The following is an 18,585-nucleotide window of genomic DNA, read 5'->3' as shown; positions in this document are numbered from 1 at the left end:
GGCAGCCGAGGTGTAGCGAGCGGCCTTCAATACGACTAGCCTCTCCCAGACCTAGGAGGGGGAACTATGGCCGACGTTGCAGCCGCCATTGCCACCGGCGCCGCTGGCGAGGCGCTGGGATCGCTGCTGGTCAAGTTCATGGCATCTGTGCACGGCGCTATGAGAAGTCCACTGGCGCCCGAGGTCGACGTGAGCGCCTTCTTGCTCAGGCACTCCAACGACGAGCAAATTATCGTCAACGACTCGGACCTCAACGACATAGCCGACTTCATCAACACAGCCGAAGTGGCTGCACTGGCTCAGGGGTACGTACTCCTAAAAGCAGTCCGCGAAAACCATGAAGATGCCGACAGGTCCCTAAAATACCTTAGGAACGCCTTCGATCAACGCGTCTCGGACTGGGGCGGACCGAATCCTCGGGCTTGGACCCATTCGTCCGAGGTGGTATGGCAGCTCTTGATAAAACACCTTGAGGCGATTGCGCCGCAGCCGAGCGCAGTTGCGCGCGTCGGTAAAGCAGAATCAGCACGCCTCGTTGACTCAACTAACAGGGCCGCAGGGGTTACGTTGCCAACCGCGCCCCGTTATATCCGCGCAACGATCGAGGCCACCTCAAACCCGAATCGTGTGACACAGCTTCGAGCACTGTGTGCTGATATCTGCCGAATCGCTGGTGATGCTTCTAACGAGATGCATCTGGAGCATGCCCAAGAACGCCACCGATTCCGGTACGAGGAACTTTATATTGAGAGAAGCCTCCAGTCCCAAACACCAGCACACGCAAGCCTGGCCGAAGTGTTCAAGGATCCTATCGCGGGTGTGCGGGTCGCGGTAATCGGGAACCCAGGTGTTGGCAAGAGCACGCTCGTCACGCGCCTAGTGAACACCATCGCCAATCGCGCGTCGAAGGACCTCGCTCCTATACTTGTGCGATGCCGAGAGCTTTCGGCAGACGTCACAGCACCAGCGATCCAGCACGTGGAGCGGGCAATAAACGGCCTCGGACTCTCCGTTGAACGGCGCGATGTGGAACAACTCCTAGCCCTAGGTCGCGCTTTCGTAATATTCGACGGCGTTGACGAGGTGACTGAGATACATCAGCGCCGCAAATTGATTGAAAAAATTGAGCTGCTGGCGCAGGAATGGCCGCTAACATCTATGATTGCAACCACTCGGAAGGTCGGATACGAGAGCGCTCGATTCGCCGAAGGAAGATTCCCGACATTCGAGCTACAGGAGTACTCACTCGACCAGGTGACCGAATATGTAAACCGCTGGTTCAGGCTCATGCACAGAAGCTCCAAAGATCCATCCGCCTTCTTGCACGAGTCGATGGAGATTGATGACGTACGTCGCAATCCGCTCATGCTTTCGCTTCTCTGCACGCTGTACCGGTTGCGCGGCTACATCCCAATGAATCAGCGGGACGTATACAAGCAGTGTGCGGACCTTCTGTTCCACAGTTGGGATGCCATCCGGCACATTCCGCAGCCGGTGGACCACAAACGCTACGGCCACACCCTTATGGAAGAATTGGCTGATTTCTTTTACAAATTTCCGTCTGCGGCGGGCGGTGTAGAAGAAAAGCAGTTGACGAGGATCATCGGGGCTTACTTCGCCGACACGGCTGGCGTTGATCCCAGGGATGCTGAAGTCAGGGCACGGGAGTTTCTGGAATTTTGCGCAGGACGGGCTTGGCTACTCACGGCAGTCGGACACTCGGAACGCGGGGAACGGCTATTCTCCTTTACGCACCGAACTTTCATGGAGTACTACGCAGCCGAAGCGATCGTGCATCGAGCCGAATCTCAGGAAAGCGTCCTCGAATCGATCCTCGAGGCATACAAGAAGAATCCCAGCTCGGTTCTCCCTGATCTGATGTTCCAAGCCTACGATGACAAAGCTTACCGGGGGTCGGAGGCGCTACTGCGAGCATTGATGAGAGCTGGGAAGGAAGGGCGCAAGGTCGCAGCGGGAAAACACGTTCCGCTCTGCCTTCGGGTTCTTAACTCAACCCCTGTCGGTGCTCGCCTCGTCAGTGAAGTGCTGATCCAAGCGTTCGACCTCTGGCGACCGCAGCATGCGACAACACTCGAAGACCGTCGCGCTTTCATCTCCCTACTTCAGCTTTACAAGGATCCTCGGAACATATGCGGACGACTTCTCACCGAGCAAGGGTTTGCGGAGAGAGAGATCTCCGCGTACCTAGATAGTCAGCGAGGATATCGCTTCGGACACCAGGAGTCGACCGAGGCTGCACGCAAGAGGTTCCGGCACGCCTTCGCGTCGAGGTGGGCGCGCATACAGATCTCGGGCGAGGGCGACCTGCACTCGGACGAATGGGGCGACATTGTTTCCGCCGTGTTGCTGTCTGAGGAGAAGGAGCTAGCCAGATCCGACAGTTATGTTCGTACGTATTTGGCTATGCTCGGAAAATTGAGCACTGAAAAGAAGAGCATCGGAACTTTCCCGCTGGTGCTGGACTGCTTCGGCACCCCACAGCTCGGGATTTTCGCCGCTGGTGCCATCAAATACATCTTGGGAGAAGCGATCTCCGAAGCCGAACTCAATGCAGCGGATAAATTTCACCGCTCACTATCTGTTCGGTCGCCTAACGTGCCTCACGATGAGGCAGCGGGTCTTGACGCTGCCATCACAGAAATATATCGACGGCTGTTGAGGGTGAGCTTTGTTAAGGGAGCATCGGGCTCATTCCTCACGGAAATCGCGCTCTGGCTCGCGCTCGTGGCGGCGGAGGTAAATCCGGGCTCAGTCAGTGTCTTTATGGAAGAGCTGAACGATCACCTTAGGGGCGATCTTCTCTACCGCTGCCTCCGACACAGGCTTGGGGATAATATTGATGAGTTGGTGGCAGCCGAGATCTCCGAGGCGGCCAAGTTCAGCCGCGAGGAACTGGACGAGATCCGTGCCCTACGGCCCGCCTGGATGGCCAATTGGGTTACTGGTCGCAAATCGCTTGTCGACAAGGCGAGGAGCGACGCTGTGTGGTAGTTCAGCGCTCGCTGAAGGTCGCGGGGGCATACGGGCGCTCAGTGCAGCAGCAGCGCGCTGATCCGATTCCGACAGCCAAGCGGCATAAACCCGCAGCGTTGTCGATCCGCCGCCGCCGTGACCAAGACGACCTGCAACCGTCCGCACGTCCACGCCAGCGGCGATCAATTCCGTCGCGGAGTAGTGCCTCAGCGCATGCAGAGTTGAGGTTATGCCCAGTCGCGCGGCCATCCGGCTGAACCGCTGCGTGGCCGTGTCCGGCGCCAACGGAGCACCGCCGTCCGGATCGGGCGAGAAGACATAGCCGTCACCGCTCACCGGCAGACCCAGGGTTGAGGCCCGTTCCTCGCAACGCGCCACCTGGTCCTCCAGCACCTTCACTGTCTCTGCGTCCAAGGCGACACGCCGCTGCTGGTGTGTCTTGGTGTCCTTCTCCCGCAGCCTCCCCGCGTCGTCCACGTACAGCGCGCTCCGCAGGGTCAGCACGGCATTGTCCAAGTCAACGGCAGACCACCGCAGCGCGCACAATTCGCTCCGGCGAGCGCCGGTCGTCATGGCCAGCCATACAAACGCGCCCCAGTCCGGGTCTTTCCACGCCTGCATGACCAGCCGGGCGGCTTCGGGCGCCGTTGGCGGGTGCGGGTTGGGCTGAGGCATCCCGGGCTTCTCTGCCTGATCTGCCGGGTTGACTGCGATCCAACGCCACCGGACGGCTCGGTTCAGCGCACCGGACAGGATCCAGTGAATCTGCCGAATCGATGCAGGGGCGAGCGGCTTACACTCGTGCGGCCGGCACTTGTCGGTGCAGTCGTGCGGCCCTGCCTTCCGGTGCTCGATCGCCCTCCGGCTTCTGCCTCCACAGTGGTCCCGGCACTTCCGCAGCACCGCATAGAACGACTCCAGCGTCTCGGCGTCTAGCCGACCCACCGGCAGCTTGCCGAGCAACGGCCGTACGTGCTTGTTCAGCTTCTTGACATACCCCTGCCGGGTCGACGTCTCCACGTCGAGCACTTCTAGCCACCGGTCAAGCAACTGATCCACGGTGGCACGGGTACGCGGGTTGCGCCGGTCGTCCACCTGGCCGAGGAAGCGCGTACGCGCTTTCTCGGCTTCCTTACGGGCGGTCGGACCGGGCGGGATGGTCTCGGTCAGGTAGTGCCGCTTCTTGGTGATGGGGTCGATGCCCGCGTAGACCTTCACCCTGAGTGAGCCGCTGGGCAATTCCTCAATCTCGCCGCGTTGACGCTTCGCACGCCCGTTCGCCGTCGCCATGGGGCCGACCGTAGCGCGCCCGCACCACGAGTGGCACCACGCGAAGATCGGCGACCGAGTGTTTGTACTGGTGGGGCGGGCGGGACTCGAACCCGCGACCGAGGGATTATGAGTCCCCTGCTCTAACCGGCTGAGCTACCGCCCCGAACACCGCGCCGGATCTTATCCCGCCCGGTGGATCACGGGCCAGCAGCGATCCAGCCCCACCTCATCGACTCCGCCGCCGTCGCCGTAGCTTCACGATGGGCAACGTGAGAATAACAGTGAGCAGCCAGAGCACCACGACGGCGCCCCAGAGCGCTTCTTCGCCCGGTTTGGTCTCGGTGAGGAGCATGGCGAGGGTCAGCAGCACGCTCAGTGCGCCGACCACGAGGACGCCCATTCCGCTGAGCACCATCACGGGGAGTTCCCACCAGGTGCTGGTGGCGGATTGCGTGGCCTGCCGTACGGCGGCCTGTGGCTGTGGGATCGCGTCCGGGGCACGGGCCGGCATGGGGATCCGCCGGTCGCCGGGCACCTTGGCGTCGATGGCGGGGATGACTCCCGGGTGCAGGTTGAACAGGGTGGGCTCGATGTGCAGCGCGATGGCGTCCGAGCCGATGAGCTGTCGGGCGCCGTCCGGCCAGACCAGCATGGCAGCGCAGTCGCCGTACCGGACGGTCAGCGGGTCGCCGGTCTGCAGGAGGGTCACCCCGTCCACGCCGACGCGCAGCGCGGCGTTCCCTTCCTTCGACGAGTAGGTGGTGCCCTGCAGGATCTCGGCCGAGTGAGTGGGTGCGGCGGCGAAGCCGGCCCAGTCGGCGGTGAGTCCGCCGGGCACCATCAGCAGTGCCGACGCGATCATCTCCCCAGCCACCTCGTGCAGGTCGGCGAGGTCGACGGCCTTGAGTTCGGCCCGGTGCTCGTCGACGCTGAGGTTCGGCTCTCCGGTCAGGACGTTGAGGGCGTACGACGGCAGCCGTGCCGCGTCCACCTCGGCGATGCCGAGGAAGTCTTCCCGCTTGGCGATGGTGGCGTCCAGGTCCGCCTGCTCGATCCGCCCGACTCGCATCTTGGCCAACACGTCGATGAAGCCGCCGAGCACAGCGTCCTGCTTCTCCGGCAGCGCGTCGGCGAGTGCCCGCAGCGTGGCGTAACCGTCGCCGCGTGGCTCGTACCCTGTGGTGGTGGTGTAGGAAAGGCCGGCCTCCTGGCGCAGCGAGCGGTACAGCTCCCGCTCCAGCACTGCGCTGAAGACACTGGCGGCGGCGCGGCGGCGCACCACCGAGTCGAGCACGACGGCCCGGGAGCCGCTCACGAAGTACGCGGGCGTCTGCGGCAGCGCCGACGACGCCGTCGGTGCGGGCTGGCGGGTCCCGGCGGGCAGAGCCAACCGCAGTTCGGCGGGCACCCGGTCACCGGCGATCCAGAGCACCGCGTTCTCCCGGGTGAACCACCGGGCGGCCCACTCGCGCAGGTCGTCGGCGGTGAGCGCGCCCAGGCCCCACTCGGGGTAGCTGACCAGCCCGTAGTCCCGGGCACCGTGTCGCCACAGCGGGATGCTGTCGACAGCGGCGGCGCCCCGGCTGCTCCACTCGGTCCGCAGGATCTCCTTCTCGACGTCCAGCCTCGCCACCGGCAGGTCGGAGAGGTTCCCGCAGACAGCGGTGAGGAATGCCGCGATGTCCGCTTCGGAGCCCTGAGTGTGGAACGTGGTGAACGCCTGGGCGGTCGCCCCGTTGACGTGGTAGTCGGCCAGGCCGAGCGGCGCGAGCGCGAGGTGCTCGATGAGGTGGGTGATGCCGGAGCGGACGAGCGTCTCGTCGGCGGTGCCGACCCGGAAGGTCAGCCCGGCGCGCATCGGCCCGCCGGTGGCGGCGAGCAGCGTGGGAACCCCGTCCACGTCCAGGTGCTGGATCATGACTGGCCGCCCTTCGCGTACGCCTTGGCGCGGAACTTCGTGAAGCCTGCGGCTCCGTCGACGTAGTCCCAGGGGTATTCGGTGCCCCGGTTGCCGAGGGCTGTGAACTGGCTGGCGGCGGCGGTCCACTGCTCCGTCAGGCTGAAGATCAGCGCGAACGCCGAGCGAACCGAGACCCAGCCGGGCCGGTCGACGAAGTCCGGGTGCAGCACCGACCGCTGCCCGGCCTGCATGACCTCGCCCACCACCGCCGTGTCGCGCAGGTACGCGGCACGCTCCCGTTCGGTGTCGAACTCCAGCCAGCGTTCGAGGTGCGCCTCGGCGATCACTACCGCGTTCAGCGCGCCGTCCGGGGCGGCCTGGGCGCACTCCCTGGCGAAACCGAACGCGCGGTCCCAGTTGCCGCTCCACTTCGGGCAGAACTGTTGGAGCAGGCTCGACTGCGCGGGCGCGTGGTGTGGGTGGTGCTGCGCGAGGCGGTCGTAGCGGCGGCGCGCTTCGGCCTGCCCCAGTTGGAGGCCACGGTTGTTGGTGATCCGTTGGGTCCAGGCGGCCGCGTCGTCCGGGTGCCGGGCGGTGACGTCGATGAGCACCTGCTCGGAGCGGCGCAGGTGTTCGTGGAACGTGGCGAACTGGGACCGGCTGACGTGCTGCGCGCGGTAGGAGCTGCGGATGCGCCAGCCGGCGCGAATCAGCCAGGCACCGAGCAGCACGCCGGCATGTGGGTCCTCGGGGTTGTCGTCGTACGCCCGCTGGAGGAACGCCTCGATCCCGACCTGATCGCCGACGACCCGGGCCAGCAGCGTGCGGCCGTCCGGGTCGCGGTCGGCGACCATCGCGCGAACGGCGGGCCAGTCGGCGGCATCGAGCGCCTTGCGCAGGTCCTCGACCTCGGGGTACGCGGCACCGGCGTCGAAGGTGGGGGCCGGTAGAGGGGCGGGCATGGCGGCGATCATAGGTGATCAACTACCGCGGCGGGGCCCTCATTCAGGGCGGGGTTCAGCCGGCGCGCAGCTCGTCCAGCACCGCGCCGGCGGCGCGCCAGCCGCTGGTGAGAGCGCCCTGGATCGATGGGCTGTCCCGGTGGTCACCGGCCACGAACAGGCCCTCCCCCAACGCCACCGGCTTGCGCAGTCGTCCCTGCGGCGGCGGTGCGGCGGGTAGCGCCTCGGGGATGGCCACTGTGGTGAGGTGGGTCCAGTCGGCGGTGGAGCGGCCGTACAGCCGGGTCAGCTCGGCCCGGATGGTCGGCTCGGGTGGGGCCGTCGGGCCGACCACCGAGGTGGCGATCAGGTGCCGCCCGGCGGGCGCGTACGTCGCGGCGGCGTTGCTGAGCACCACGGTGTTGGCGACGAGTTCGCGTCGGTCGCCGTCGACGAGCAGGATCGGCTCGCTGAGCGGCGGCTCGGGCGCGCTGTGGTAATAGGTGGTGTAGCTGTGCATGCGTACCGTCGCCAGGGCCGGCAGCAGCGCGGCCGCGGCGGGCGGGTCGACGGCGACCACGACGGCCCGGCAGCGGATGTCGCCGGCCTGGGTGCGGACCCGGCCCGGGGTGACCTCGGCGACGGGGGTGTCCAGGTCGAGCAGGTCGGCGGGCAGCGGTGCGGCGATGGCCCGGGGCAGCGCGGCCATCCCTTCGGCGGGCAGGCCGATCCGGCCGCGGGCGAAGGAGCGCAGCACCATCGCCAGTACGTGGCTGGAGGTGGAGAGTTCCCGTTCGATGAACACACCGGACAGGAACGGTCGCAGCAGTTCCTCGATGATCGCGTCGGAGAGGCCGGCGCGGCGCAGCGCCGTCTCGCTGGTGGTTTCCGGCGCGGCGAGCAGCCGGGACGCGGGCAGTGTGGCGCAGCCGGTGGCGAGCGCGGCGAAGCGCAGCCGGTCGAGCAGGGAGCCGACCCCGGCGAGCGCGGTGCCGGGGCCGCCGGTCGGCTCGCGCAGCGGGTTGACCAGCCGCAGCAGCTTGTCGCCCTTGCGGACCAGCACCCCGGAGGTGAAGTAGCCGAGGTTGAGCTGGTCGGTGTCGAGCAGCGTGCCGAGCCGGGGGTAGGCGGTGTTGAGCACCTGGAAGCCTCGGTCGATGAGGTGACCGTCGACCACGTCGGTGGCGACCCGGCCGCCGAGCCGACCCTCGGCCTCCACCAGCCGCCAGGGCACGCCGGCGCGGTGCAACCGGCGGGCGGCGGCGAGGCCGGCCAGGCCGCCGCCGACGATGACCACATCGGTTTCAGCCAGCACCGCGCGCCTCCCGCTCACCGTTCGCCCGGGACAACCGGCCCGGCCACCAGATCTTCGGCCCGATGTCGTACGCGAGTGCGGGCACCAGCAGCGACCGGACGATGATGGTGTCGATCAGTACCCCGATCGCGACCGCCGTACCCAACTCGACGAGCACCACCAGTGGCAGGACGGCGAGGGCGGAGAACGTCGCGGCGAGCACGATGCCGGCGGAGGTGATCACCCCGCCGGTGACGGCGAGGCCGGCGAGCACGCCAGCGCGGGTGCCGCGCTTGATCGATTCTTCGCGGACCCGGCTCATCAGGAAGATGTTGTAGTCGATGCCGAGCGCGACCAGGAAGACGAACGCGAACAGCGGGAACGCCGAGTCCACGCCGGGGAAGCCGAAGACGTGGCGGAACAGCAGCGCGCAGAGGCCGAGGGTCGCCGCGAAGCTGAGCAGCACTGTGGCGATCAGCAGCAGCGGGGCGAGCAGCGCACGCAGCAGCAGGGCCAGGATCACTGCGATGACCACCAGCACCACCGGGATGATGACGTTCTGGTCGCGCTTCGCGGCGTCCGACGTGTCCACGTTGATCGCTGTGAAGCCGCCGACCACCGCGTCCGCGCCGGGCACCTGGTGTACGGCCACCCGCAGCTCGCGGATGGTCCGCTCGGCGCCGTCGCTGTCGGGTGGGTCGGCCAGGGTCGCCTCCAGCTGCACCCGCCCGTCGACGACCTTCGGGGCGGCGTTCTCCTGGGGTGGGCCGGTCTGCGGGCCGGCCGGAAGGGGGCGGACGTCGGCGACGCCGGGCACGTCCTTCGCCACCTGGGCGATCTGCCGTGCGGTCTGTTCGGTGGTGAAGATGGTGGCCGGGCTGCCGGTGCCGGCCGGGTAGTGCCGGGAGATCACCTTTTGACCGTCGACCGAGTCGGTGCGCTGGGTGAACAGGTCGGACTGGCCGAGGGTGGTGGCGCCGAGCTGGGTGAGGCCGAGGGTCAGCAGGGCCAGCACGACGGCGGTGGTCAGCCAGATCGGGCGGGCGTGCCGGGCCACGAAGCCGGCGATGCGGCTCCAGATGCCGTGTTCGGCCCGCGGGTCGGCCTGGTCGGCTGGTGGGCGTCGGGGCCAGAACGCCCACCGTCCGCCGAGCACCAGCAGCGCGGGTAGGAAGGTGAGCATCACCAGCAGGGTGGCGGCGATGCCGATGGCGGCGACCGGGCCGAGCGCCCGGTTGGAGTTGAGGCTGGACAGCAGCAGGCAGAGCAGGCTGACGATGACAGTGCCGCCGGAGGCGATGATGGCCGGCGCGGCGCCCTTCCAGGCGGTCTTCATGGCGTCCCACGGGCGGTCGTGCCGGTGCAGCTCCTCCCGGTAGCGGGCGATCAGCAGCAGCGCGTAGTCGGTGCCGGCGCCGAATACCAGCACGGTGAGGATGCCCTGGGCCTGCCCGTTGAGCTTGACCACATCAGCGTCGGCGAGCAGGTAGACGAAGACCGAGGCGAGGGCGTACGACATCCCGGCGGCGAGCAGCGGGAAGATCCAGAGGACCGGGCTGCGGTAGACGATCAGCAGGATGACCAGCACCACGACCAGGGTGACCAGCAGCAGTGGTCCGTCGATGGCGGAGAAGACCTCGATCAGGTCGGCGAGCAGACCGGCCGGGCCGGAGACGTCCACGGTGAGCCCGTCCCGGTCACCGCCGGTGATGTCGCGCAGTTTCTCGACGACCGCGCCGATCTCCTCGCCCTCGGCGTCGTCCACCGGTACGACGACCTGGAGTGCCTGGCCGTCCTCGCTCGGAATGGGTGGGGGCAGCGGGGTGACCACGCCGGGGATCTGGGCGAAGCTGGCGGCGTCGGCGCTCACCCGCTGCCGGTCGGCGTCGGTGATCCCGGTGGGCCGTTCGTAGACGACCAGCGCCGGGATGGTCTGCCGGTCGACGAACTCGCCGGCGAGGTCCTGGGCGCGGGTCGCCTCGGCGTCGGTGGGCAGGAAGGCCGCGTTGTCGTTGGTGGCGACCTCGCTGAGGCGGCCCGCGAACGGGCCGGACACGCCGCCGATCACCAACCAGGCCAGCACGACCGCCACCGCGATCAGCGTGGCCTTGCCGCCTCGTCCGGACATCAGCACTCACCCCAAGGATCGACGCATCAATCGACGCAGCGGTAGCCTCAGTCGACATCGACCATCCTGCCGGGCAAGCCGGTCGAAGGTGGGTGAAACCGGGTCACGCACACGAAAACGCCCGCCGGCCGGTGGCTGACGGGCGTACGTGGAAGAGCTCCCCCGATTGGACTCGAACCAATAACCTGCCGGTTAACAGCCGGCTGCTCTGCCAATTGAGCTACAGGGGATCGTGCTCCGCGCGACTTCGGATCTCCCCGACGCCTTGCGACGGGACAAGAGTACAGGACATACCCCGGTGGCGGTCCAGTGGGTTCCCTCCCCGCCGCCGCCCTGACAATAGGGGTAAATCGCCATCCCGGCACAAGCATGCTTGAGCGGAGAGCAGGATGGGTAGTTAGCTGCGGACAGAGGACGCAGGCGCGAACAGGTCGCCTTCCGACGGGGCAACTCGCCGGGGTGGTGACGGCGCGTCAGGTACGGAAGGAGCCGCCATGCGCGGAAAGATCATGTTTCTTGGCGGGCTGGCTGCGGGATTCGTCCTGGGCGCCCGTGCCGGCCGGGAAAAGTACGAAGAGCTAGTGGTCCGGGGCCGCAAGGTGCTCGACCACCCGACCGTCCAGGAGGCGGCCGGGGTCGCGCAGGCCCAGGCCAACAAGCTCTACAGCGAGGGCAAGGACAAGCTCGGCCAGACCAAACTGGGCGAGAAGCTGGGAAACGGTAACGGCAGCACCGGCAAGCAGGAGCTGACCGCCGCCGACGACGCGTTCGCCGGCACGCCCGCCACAGTGGGCGCCAAGACGGGCACCAGCACGGTCGGCACGACCTCCGGGTCGCCGTCGTCCACGAACCCCCGCACCAAGCCGTCCGGCTCGGGCACGAACGCCAGCACGCTCTGACCAATCGCACGTCGACGGGCCGGTCGCCGCAGGGCGACCGGCCCGTGGTCTGTCCGACGTGCGGTCAGTCCTTGCTGCTGAACGCCGCGTCGAAGGCGGCGCTCGGTGCGTCGAAGGCGAGCCGGCGGACGAACTGCAACGCCTCCGGGGCGCCGACCAGCCGGTCCATTCCAGCGTCTTCCCACTCGACCGAGATCGGGCCGGTGTAGCCGATCGCGTTCAACGCGCGGAAGCAGTCCTCCCAGGGCACGTCACCGTGGCCGGTGGAGACGAAGTCCCACCCGCGCCGCAGGTCGGCCCAGGGCAGGTGCGAGGCGAGCCGGCCACGCCGGCCATCGCCGGTACGCACCTTCGCGTCTTTGCAGTCCACGTGGTAGATCCGGTCGGCGAAGTCGAAGATGAAGTTCACCGGGTCCAGCTCCTGCCAGACGAAGTGCGACGGGTCCCAGTTCAGCCCGAACGCGGGCCGGTTGCCGATCGCCTCCAGCGTCCGCTTCGTCGTCCAGTAGTCGTACGCGATCTCACTCGGGTGCACCTCGTGCGCGAACCGCACTCCCACCTCGTCGAACACGTCGAGGATGGGGTTCCAGCGGTCGGCGAAGTCCTGGTAGCCGCGCTCGATCATCGACGGCGGCACCGGCGGGAACATCGCGAGGGTGTGCCAGATCGACGAACCGGTGAAGCCGACGACCGTCTTCACCCCGAGCTTCGCCGCCGCCCGCGCGGTGTCCTTGATCTCCTCGGCAGCCCGCTGACGAACCCCCTCGGGCTCCCCGTCGCCCCAGATGCGGCCGGGCAGGATGTCCTGGTGCCGCTCGTCGATCGGGTGGTCGCAGACCGCCTGACCAACGAGGTGGTTGGAGATCGTGAAGACCTCAAGGTTGTGCTTCGCGAGGGTCTCCCGCTTGCGCTCGACGTACGAGTCGTCGGCGAGCGCCTTGTCGACCTCGAAGTGGTCGCCCCAGCAGGCGATCTCCAGACCGTCGTAGCCCCACTCGGAGGCGAGCCGGCAGACCTCCTCGAACGGAAGATCGGCCCACTGGCCGGTGAAGAGCGTGATGGGTCGCGCCATTGTCCTTCTCCCCTGTTGTGATGGGGATTCCTTGTGCGGACCGGGGCGAGGGTGACCGGACGTACGCGGCACCCGGGCGGTCACCGGTGGGTGCGGAACACACCTGAGCCCGGCGGGTTGCGCCTCCCACCGGGTCACCGGCCACCAGCACGGTCGCCGACCCCCACCCTATTTCCGCAGTGCCCCATCGGGGAAGCCCCGCGGTCGGCCGATCATCCGATCATTTCCTCGGGTGCGGGCAGGACGGCTCGTACGGTGAAGCCGCCACCGGCGCGCGGGCCGGACGAGAACGTGCCGCCGAGCCGCTCGGCGCGCCTGCGTACCCCGAGCAGACCTCGCCCGGCGCTCTGGGTGCCGCCGCCGGACGGAGCGGGACCGGCGCCCTCGTCGCGGACCTCGATGGTGATGCCCGCGGCGTCGTAGCGCAGGCGGACCCCGACCGGAGCGCCCGGTGCGTGCCGGCAAGCGTTGGTCAGCGCTTCCTCGATGATCCGGTACGCCACCACGTCGACCGGGCCGGGCAGCGGCCGGGGTTGCCCGGCCATCGTCCACCGCACCGGTTGACCTGCGGTGAAGCCCTCCACCAACGCGTCAAGGCGGTTCAGGCTGGGCGCCGGCTCGGACGGGTCGTCGGGCTCGTCGGCCCGGCCCAGCGCACCGAGCAGCTGATGGCCTCGCGCCAGCACCGTCCCACGCCACTGCGCGAACAACCCCATGCAGGTCAAGGTACGGCAGCAACCTGTGCGCCACCCTCCCGGCGTCCCCACCCCCCTTCCCGCCGATCTTGCACTCTGTGTTGTCGAAAGGTCGGCATTGCGGGCATTAATCCCGACCGAAAGGGCAAGATCGACGGCGCGGAGGGGCCGACGACGTGAGTCGCGGCCCCTCCGCGGTCAGGGGGTCAGGGGGTCAGTCGGTCAGGGCAGGGTCCACTTCTGGTTGGCCGCGTTGAGGCAGGTCCAGAGGTGCACGACGGTGCTGTCGGCGGAGTTGTTGCCGGAGACGTCCAGGCACTTGCCCGACGACGGGTTGCGCAGGGTGCCATCGGACGCGGCGGCCCAGTTCTGCGCGCCGCTGCCGTTGCACGTCCAGAGCTGGATCTTGGTGCCGTCGGCGGTGCCGCTGCCGGAGACGTCCAGGCACTTGCCGAGCGCCTTGATCGTCGAGTTCGGCGTCACGGTCCAGGTCTGCGCCGTGCTGCCGTTGCAGGTGTAAAGCTGGATCTGGGTGCCGTCGGCGGTGGCGGCGTTGCGCACGTCCAGGCACTTGCCGGCGAGACCCTTGATCGGGCCGACCCCGGTGCCGCCGCCGCTGCCCTTCACCAGTGTGAAGTCGTCCAGGTCGAAGAGCCCAGTGCCGCTACCGGTGAAGGTGAGGTAGAGGTTCTGGGTGCTGGACGGGACGTTGGACAGCGCAGTGGAGACGTTGGCGTAGGTCGTCCAACTGCCGGTGTTCGGCACCGCGACAGTGCCGAGCACCGGGCCGGTGGCCGAACCGGTGCGCACCTGGATGGCGCCACCAGCGCCGCCGGAGACGACCCGGGCCGTGAACGAGGTGACCCCGGCCAGGTTGACTCCGTTGTACGCGGCCCAGTCACCCGGCTCGATGTAGCCGAGGGTCTGCCCACCGTTGGCGCCCGCCTTGGTGAACGCGGAGACGCCGTTGGCCGAGCTGAACGCCTCGGCCTGGATCGTGCCGGTGGGCGGCGGCGTGGTGCCCAGCTCCTTGATCCGGATGTTGCGGAACGAGGCGTCGTCACCGGTGCCGTGGTTCTGGATACCGATGTGACCGGCCAGGGAGCGGACCGGGTTGGTGTTGGTGAAGTCGTTGATCTTCACCCCGTTGAGGAAGATCTGTAGCCGCTCACCCTCGACCAGCAGCTCGTACGTGTTCCACTCCCCCGCCGCGTTCAGCGCCGCGTCGCGGGCGGCGATGTCGGCCGACTTGTAGGTGTAGACAGCGCCGGTGGTGCGATCGGCCGCGTCGGTGGCGTCGATCTGGATCTCGTACCCGTTGTCGACGGCCGACCACGGATCACTCGACGGTGGGAACCCGATGAAGATGCCGGAGTTGTCGTCACCGGCCAGCTTCCAGTCCATCTTCAGCGAGTAGTTGGTGAACTGCTTGGCGTTGTACCAGTACAGCCCCATGCCGCCGACCGAGGTCAGGGTGGCGTCGGTGTTGGTGAAGCTGCCCGGACCGGCCTGTGACCAACCAGCCGTCGAGCCGTTGAACAGCGGGGTGTAGCCGGTCTCGGGCCGGCAGTCGGCCTTGCTCCGACCGGAGGCGTACCGGATGCCGCCGAGCAGGTGGTTCCGGAACCCCGACTCCGCGTACGACGCCTGGGTGTGCCCCGCCCCGGTGTAGAAGGACCGGCCGCCGCTGTAGCTCTTGCACCAGCTCAGCGGGTGGTCGGCGCCCATGCCGCCGCCGGAGTACGACGACTCGTCCAGGGTGGCCAGCACGTGCGCGCTCGACCGGGCGTTGGTGCGGTAGTTGTACCACTCGTCGGTGCGGGTCCAGGTCTGCGGCAGGTGAGCGGTGGCCGCGTGCCCCCGGTCCTCCACCTTCATGTTGGCCTGCTGGATCGCGGGGTGCGAGGCGAACCACGCCCCCACGAGGTTGCCGTAGAACGGCCAGTCGTACTCGGTGTCGGCTGCGGCGTGCACACCCACGTATCCGCGGCCCGAGCCGATGTACGACTCGAAGGCGGTCTGCTGGCTGGCGTTGAGCACGTCGCCGGTGGTGTTGAGGAAGACGACAGCCTCGTACTGGTTGAGGTTGCTCGTGGTGAACGCGGCGGCGTCCTCGGTCGCGGTGACAGTGAAGTTGTTCCCCGCGCCCAGGTCGCGGATGGTCTGGATGCCGACCGGGATCGCGTCGTGCCGGAAACCAGCGGTCTTGGAGAAGACCAGCACGTCGTACGGGGCGTCGGCGGCGCTGGCCGGGGTGGCGGGGGTGGTGCAGGCAATGACGGCGAGTGCCGCCATGGCCGCACCGAGGACGGGTCGCAGGCGTCTGCGCATATCGCTCTCCCAACTGCGGTTAGGAGGGGCCCCTCACCTCACACTAGGCGTTGGCGAGGGGCCCCCACCTGTCAGGTCAGGGCAGGATCCACTTTTGGTTGGCGGCACCGCTGACGCAGGTCCAGAGGTGGACCACAGTGCTGTCAGCGGAGCTGTTGCCGGAGACATCCAGGCACTTGCCCGACGACGTGTTGCGGAGCGTGCCGTCGGCCTGGGCGGCCCAGTTCTGGGCGGCGGTCCCGTTGCAGGTCCAGAGCTGGATCTTGGTGCCGTCGGCAGTGGCGCCGCCCGACACGTCCAGGCACTTACCCAACGACTTGATCGTGGAGTTGGGGGTGACCGCCCAGGTCTGCGCGGTACTGCCGTTGCAGGTGTAGATCTGGATCTGCGTGCCGTCGGCGGTGGCGGCGTTGCGCACGTCCAGGCACTTGCCGCCGAGGCCCTTGATCGCCCCGGCTCCACCGGCCGGGGGCGTCCCGGTGACGAAGGTGAAGGCGTCCAGGTCGTAGAGCGCCCCGGTGCCCGACCCGGCGAAGGTCAGGTAGAGCGTGGTCGTACCGGTCGGCGGGCTGCTGATCGTCCCGGTGACAGTGGTGAAGGTTTCCCAGCCGCCGGTCACCGGGACCGTGGCCGAGCCGAGCACGGTGCCGGTGGCCGAGCCGGCCCGGACCTGGAGGGTGCCACCGGCACCCGCCGAGGAGACCCGGGCGTTGAACGAGGTCACGTTGCCCAGCCGGTACGGCTGGAACGCGATCCAGTCGCCGTTGTTGATGTCGCCGACGGTCTTGCCACCCTCGGCCGGGGTCTTGCTGAACACGTTGATCCCCGACGAGGTGCCGTAGAACTCGGCCTGGCGGTGCCGCGGCGGCAGCGTGTGCTGGGTGTGCGTGGTCAGCCCACCGGCGTCGGTGTACTCGGCGTCGAAGATCGCGAAGATGTTCGCCGCGTCGTCGTGCTCACCGTCGACCGGGATGGTGATCGAGCCCGAGCAGCCGGTCTGCGAGGTGATCTGGTGCCCGTGCTGGTCGTGCCCGAGCACGTAGGTCATCTTGACCTTCGTGCAGTCGATGGTGCCGTCCTCCGGGTCGGTCACAGTGATGCTGTACGGCACCGTGTCCCCGAAGCCGAACAGCTGACCGTTGCCCGGGTTGTTGATCGTGACCGTGGGCGCGGTGTTGCCGACGCTGATCTGCACGCTGCTGCTGCCGGTGGCGCCCTGCGGGTCGCGCACCGTCAGCGTGGCGGTGTAGGTGCCGTTGGCGCTGTAGGTCTTCGTCGGGTTGGCGGCGGTCGAGGTGGTCCCGTCACCGAACGCCCACGCGTAGGTCAACGCGCCGCCCTCGGGGTCGGCCGAGCCGGCCGAGGAGAACGTCACAGCGAGCGGGGCCGCGCCGGAGGTGCGGTTGGCGCTGGCCTTCGCGGTGGGCGCCCGGTTGCCGCCGCCGACGTAGTCGAAGCGGTAGAGCGCCGAGTTGGCGTCACCGTTGAAGTAGCCGGTGCCGTAGTCGAGCACGTAGTACGCGCCGTCCGGGCCGAACGCCGAGTCCATGACCTGCTTGCCGACCCAGGGGAAGGTGTCGATGGTGCCCCGGGAGCCGTCGGAGTTGACGTGGATCGGCTTGATCCAGCCCCGGCCGAACTCGGTGGCGAAGAACTGCCCGTCGAACGACTGCGGGAACTTGGTGGTGGAGGTCGACGAGGCGTTGTACCGGTAGACCGGGCCGCCCATCGGCGACTCGGAGCCGCCGCCGAACTCGGTCGGGGTGCCGGCGTCACCGGCGTACCGGATCCAGGCCGGCTGGGCCGGCGGCAGGGTGGTCCGGCCGGTGTTGCGGAACGAGTTGTTGGTCGGCCCGCCGGTGCAGTTGTACTTCGCGCCGCTGGCGCTGGTCGCGAAGTCGAACTCGTTGTACGTCTCGGTGCTGGTGTTGGTGCCGGTGCAGTACGGCCAGCCGTAGTTGCCCGGTGCCGCGACCCGGTTGAACTCCACCTGGCCGGACGGCCCGCGGGTGGAGCTGGTGGATCCGGCGTCCGGCCCGTAGTCACCGACGTAGACCACGCCGGTGGCCTTGTCCACGCTGATCCGGAACGGGTTGCGGAACCCCATCGCGTAGATCTCCGGACGGGTCTGGGCCGTGCCGGGGGCGAACAGGTTGCCCGACGGGATCGAGTACGTGCCGTTGGCGTTCACCTTGATCCGCAGGATCTTGCCGCGCAGGTCGTTGGTGTTGCCGGCACTGCGCTGCGCGTCGTACGCGGGGTTGCGGTTGGTCCGCTCGTCCAGCGGCGAGTAGCCGGACGACTCGAACGGGTTGGTGTCGTCGCCGGTGGACAGGTAGAGGTTTCCGGCGGCGTCGAAGTCGATGTCACCACCGACGTGGCAGCACACGCCCCGGCTGGCCGGAACGTCGAGCACGTCGACCTTGCTGGACTGGTTGAGCGTGAAGTCGGAGTTCAGGGTGAACCGGGAGAGGCGGTTCACCCCGTTCCAGGCCGAGAAGTCGGTGCCGGTGGCCGGCGCGTCCCCGCCAGGGGTGGAGAGCGGCGGGGCGTAGTAGAGGTAGATGTAACGGTTCGAGGCGAAGCCCGGGTCGACGCCGACGCCCTGCAACCCCTCCTCGTCGTGCTGGTAGACCGACAGGGTGCCGATCGCGGAGGTGGTGCCGTTGGCGTCGGTGCGGCGCAGGGTGCCGTTGCGGGCGGTGTGCAGGACCGAGCGGTCCGGCAGCACCGCCAGCGACATCGGCTCACCCATGTCGGTCACGCCGCGGGCCAGCTCGACCTGCTGGAAGTCGCTGGCGACGATCGTGTGCGCCTGGGCGGGGGCCGAGCCGGCGGCGAAGGTGACAGTGCCGGCGGCGACCGCCAGCAGCAGCGCTGATCCGGCGGAGAACCATCGTCGGGACCGTTGTCTGGGAGCGTCCTTCATGGACATTTGTGCTGTCCCTTCCTGACGTGTGACTGCCAGGCCGGGCGCGCGCCGTCGCGCCGGATGCCGTAGCGGTGATGGGGGGTCGATGGGTTACCGCGCCGCCGGTTCACCTCGACGAAACATATTC

At 67.9% G+C, this 18,585-nt stretch carries 11 protein-coding genes and 2 tRNA genes; 2 read left to right on the top strand and 11 right to left on the bottom strand.

Going from position 1 to position 18,585, the window contains the following annotated elements:
• Positions 1 to 66 precede the first annotated feature (66 nt).
• The gene (locus ACLJOK_RS00780) at positions 67 to 3,012 is read left to right on the top strand and encodes an NACHT domain-containing protein (RefSeq protein WP_410815487.1); all 2,946 of its coding nucleotides are present in this window, start codon (positions 67 to 69) and stop codon (positions 3,010 to 3,012) included.
• Here ACLJOK_RS00780 and ACLJOK_RS00775 read toward each other — a convergent pair.
• From ACLJOK_RS00775 to ACLJOK_RS00745, 7 genes are all read right to left on the bottom strand, one after another.
• Positions 2,932 to 4,284 carry a tyrosine-type recombinase/integrase gene (locus ACLJOK_RS00775; protein ID WP_410815486.1) on the bottom strand — a complete coding sequence of 451 codons (1,353 nt, stop codon included), beginning with the start codon at positions 4,282 to 4,284 and terminating at the stop codon, positions 2,932 to 2,934. The two genes, ACLJOK_RS00780 and ACLJOK_RS00775, sit on opposite strands and share 81 nt — an antisense overlap.
• Positions 4,285 to 4,352: 68 nt before the next feature.
• Positions 4,353 to 4,429, bottom strand: a tRNA-Ile gene (locus ACLJOK_RS00770).
• Between the two features lie 63 nt (positions 4,430 to 4,492).
• Positions 4,493 to 6,184: a M16 family metallopeptidase gene (locus tag ACLJOK_RS00765; RefSeq protein WP_410815485.1), complete on the bottom strand. Its 1,692-nt coding sequence runs from the start codon at positions 6,182 to 6,184 to the stop codon at positions 4,493 to 4,495.
• Positions 6,181 to 7,128 (bottom strand): hypothetical protein, encoded by a 948-nt coding sequence (locus ACLJOK_RS00760; protein ID WP_410815484.1) that lies wholly within the window; start codon positions 7,126 to 7,128, stop codon positions 6,181 to 6,183. Before ACLJOK_RS00760 ends, ACLJOK_RS00765 begins: the two co-directional genes overlap by 4 nt.
• A 55-nt stretch (positions 7,129 to 7,183) precedes the next feature.
• Positions 7,184 to 8,422 (bottom strand): FAD-dependent oxidoreductase, encoded by a 1,239-nt coding sequence (locus ACLJOK_RS00755; RefSeq protein WP_410815482.1) that lies wholly within the window; start codon positions 8,420 to 8,422, stop codon positions 7,184 to 7,186.
• Positions 8,412 to 10,529: an MMPL family transporter gene (locus ACLJOK_RS00750; RefSeq protein ID WP_410815480.1), complete on the bottom strand. Its 2,118-nt coding sequence runs from the start codon at positions 10,527 to 10,529 to the stop codon at positions 8,412 to 8,414. The genes ACLJOK_RS00755 and ACLJOK_RS00750 overlap by 11 nt, the downstream gene beginning before the upstream one ends.
• A 157-nt stretch (positions 10,530 to 10,686) precedes the next feature.
• Positions 10,687 to 10,759, bottom strand: a tRNA-Asn gene (locus ACLJOK_RS00745).
• Positions 10,760 to 11,023: 264 nt separating this feature from the next.
• Between ACLJOK_RS00745 and ACLJOK_RS00740 the strand changes: the two genes are divergently transcribed.
• Positions 11,024 to 11,428, top strand: a complete 405-nt coding sequence (locus ACLJOK_RS00740; RefSeq protein ID WP_238678565.1) for a hypothetical protein — start codon at positions 11,024 to 11,026, stop codon at positions 11,426 to 11,428.
• Positions 11,429 to 11,492: 64 nt separating this feature from the next.
• Here ACLJOK_RS00740 and ACLJOK_RS00735 read toward each other — a convergent pair whose 3' ends face one another.
• The 4 genes from ACLJOK_RS00735 to ACLJOK_RS00720 all read right to left on the bottom strand — a co-directional run bounded on the left by ACLJOK_RS00735 (position 11,493) and on the right by ACLJOK_RS00720 (position 18,461).
• The gene (locus ACLJOK_RS00735) at positions 11,493 to 12,500 is read right to left on the bottom strand and encodes a sugar phosphate isomerase/epimerase family protein (protein WP_030488695.1); all 1,008 of its coding nucleotides are present in this window, start codon (positions 12,498 to 12,500) and stop codon (positions 11,493 to 11,495) included.
• A 212-nt stretch (positions 12,501 to 12,712) separates the two neighbouring features.
• Complete coding sequence (locus ACLJOK_RS00730; RefSeq protein WP_410815479.1) at positions 12,713 to 13,216, bottom strand: sensor histidine kinase; 504 nt, start codon at positions 13,214 to 13,216, stop codon at positions 12,713 to 12,715.
• A 201-nt stretch (positions 13,217 to 13,417) separates the two neighbouring features.
• Positions 13,418 to 15,526: a ThuA domain-containing protein gene (locus ACLJOK_RS00725; RefSeq protein WP_410815477.1), complete on the bottom strand. Its 2,109-nt coding sequence runs from the start codon at positions 15,524 to 15,526 to the stop codon at positions 13,418 to 13,420.
• A gap of 76 nt (positions 15,527 to 15,602) precedes the next feature.
• The gene (locus ACLJOK_RS00720; RefSeq protein WP_410815476.1) at positions 15,603 to 18,461 is read right to left on the bottom strand and encodes a PQQ-dependent sugar dehydrogenase; all 2,859 of its coding nucleotides are present in this window, start codon (positions 18,459 to 18,461) and stop codon (positions 15,603 to 15,605) included.
• Positions 18,462 to 18,585 lie beyond the last annotated feature (124 nt).

The organism is Micromonospora sp. 050-3 (genome assembly GCF_046549335.1).
Classification (GTDB): Bacteria; Actinomycetota; Actinomycetes; order Mycobacteriales; family Micromonosporaceae; genus Micromonospora; species Micromonospora trifolii.
The sequence above is the reverse complement of the archived record's forward strand: the minus strand, read 5'-3'. Positions and strand labels throughout refer to the sequence as shown.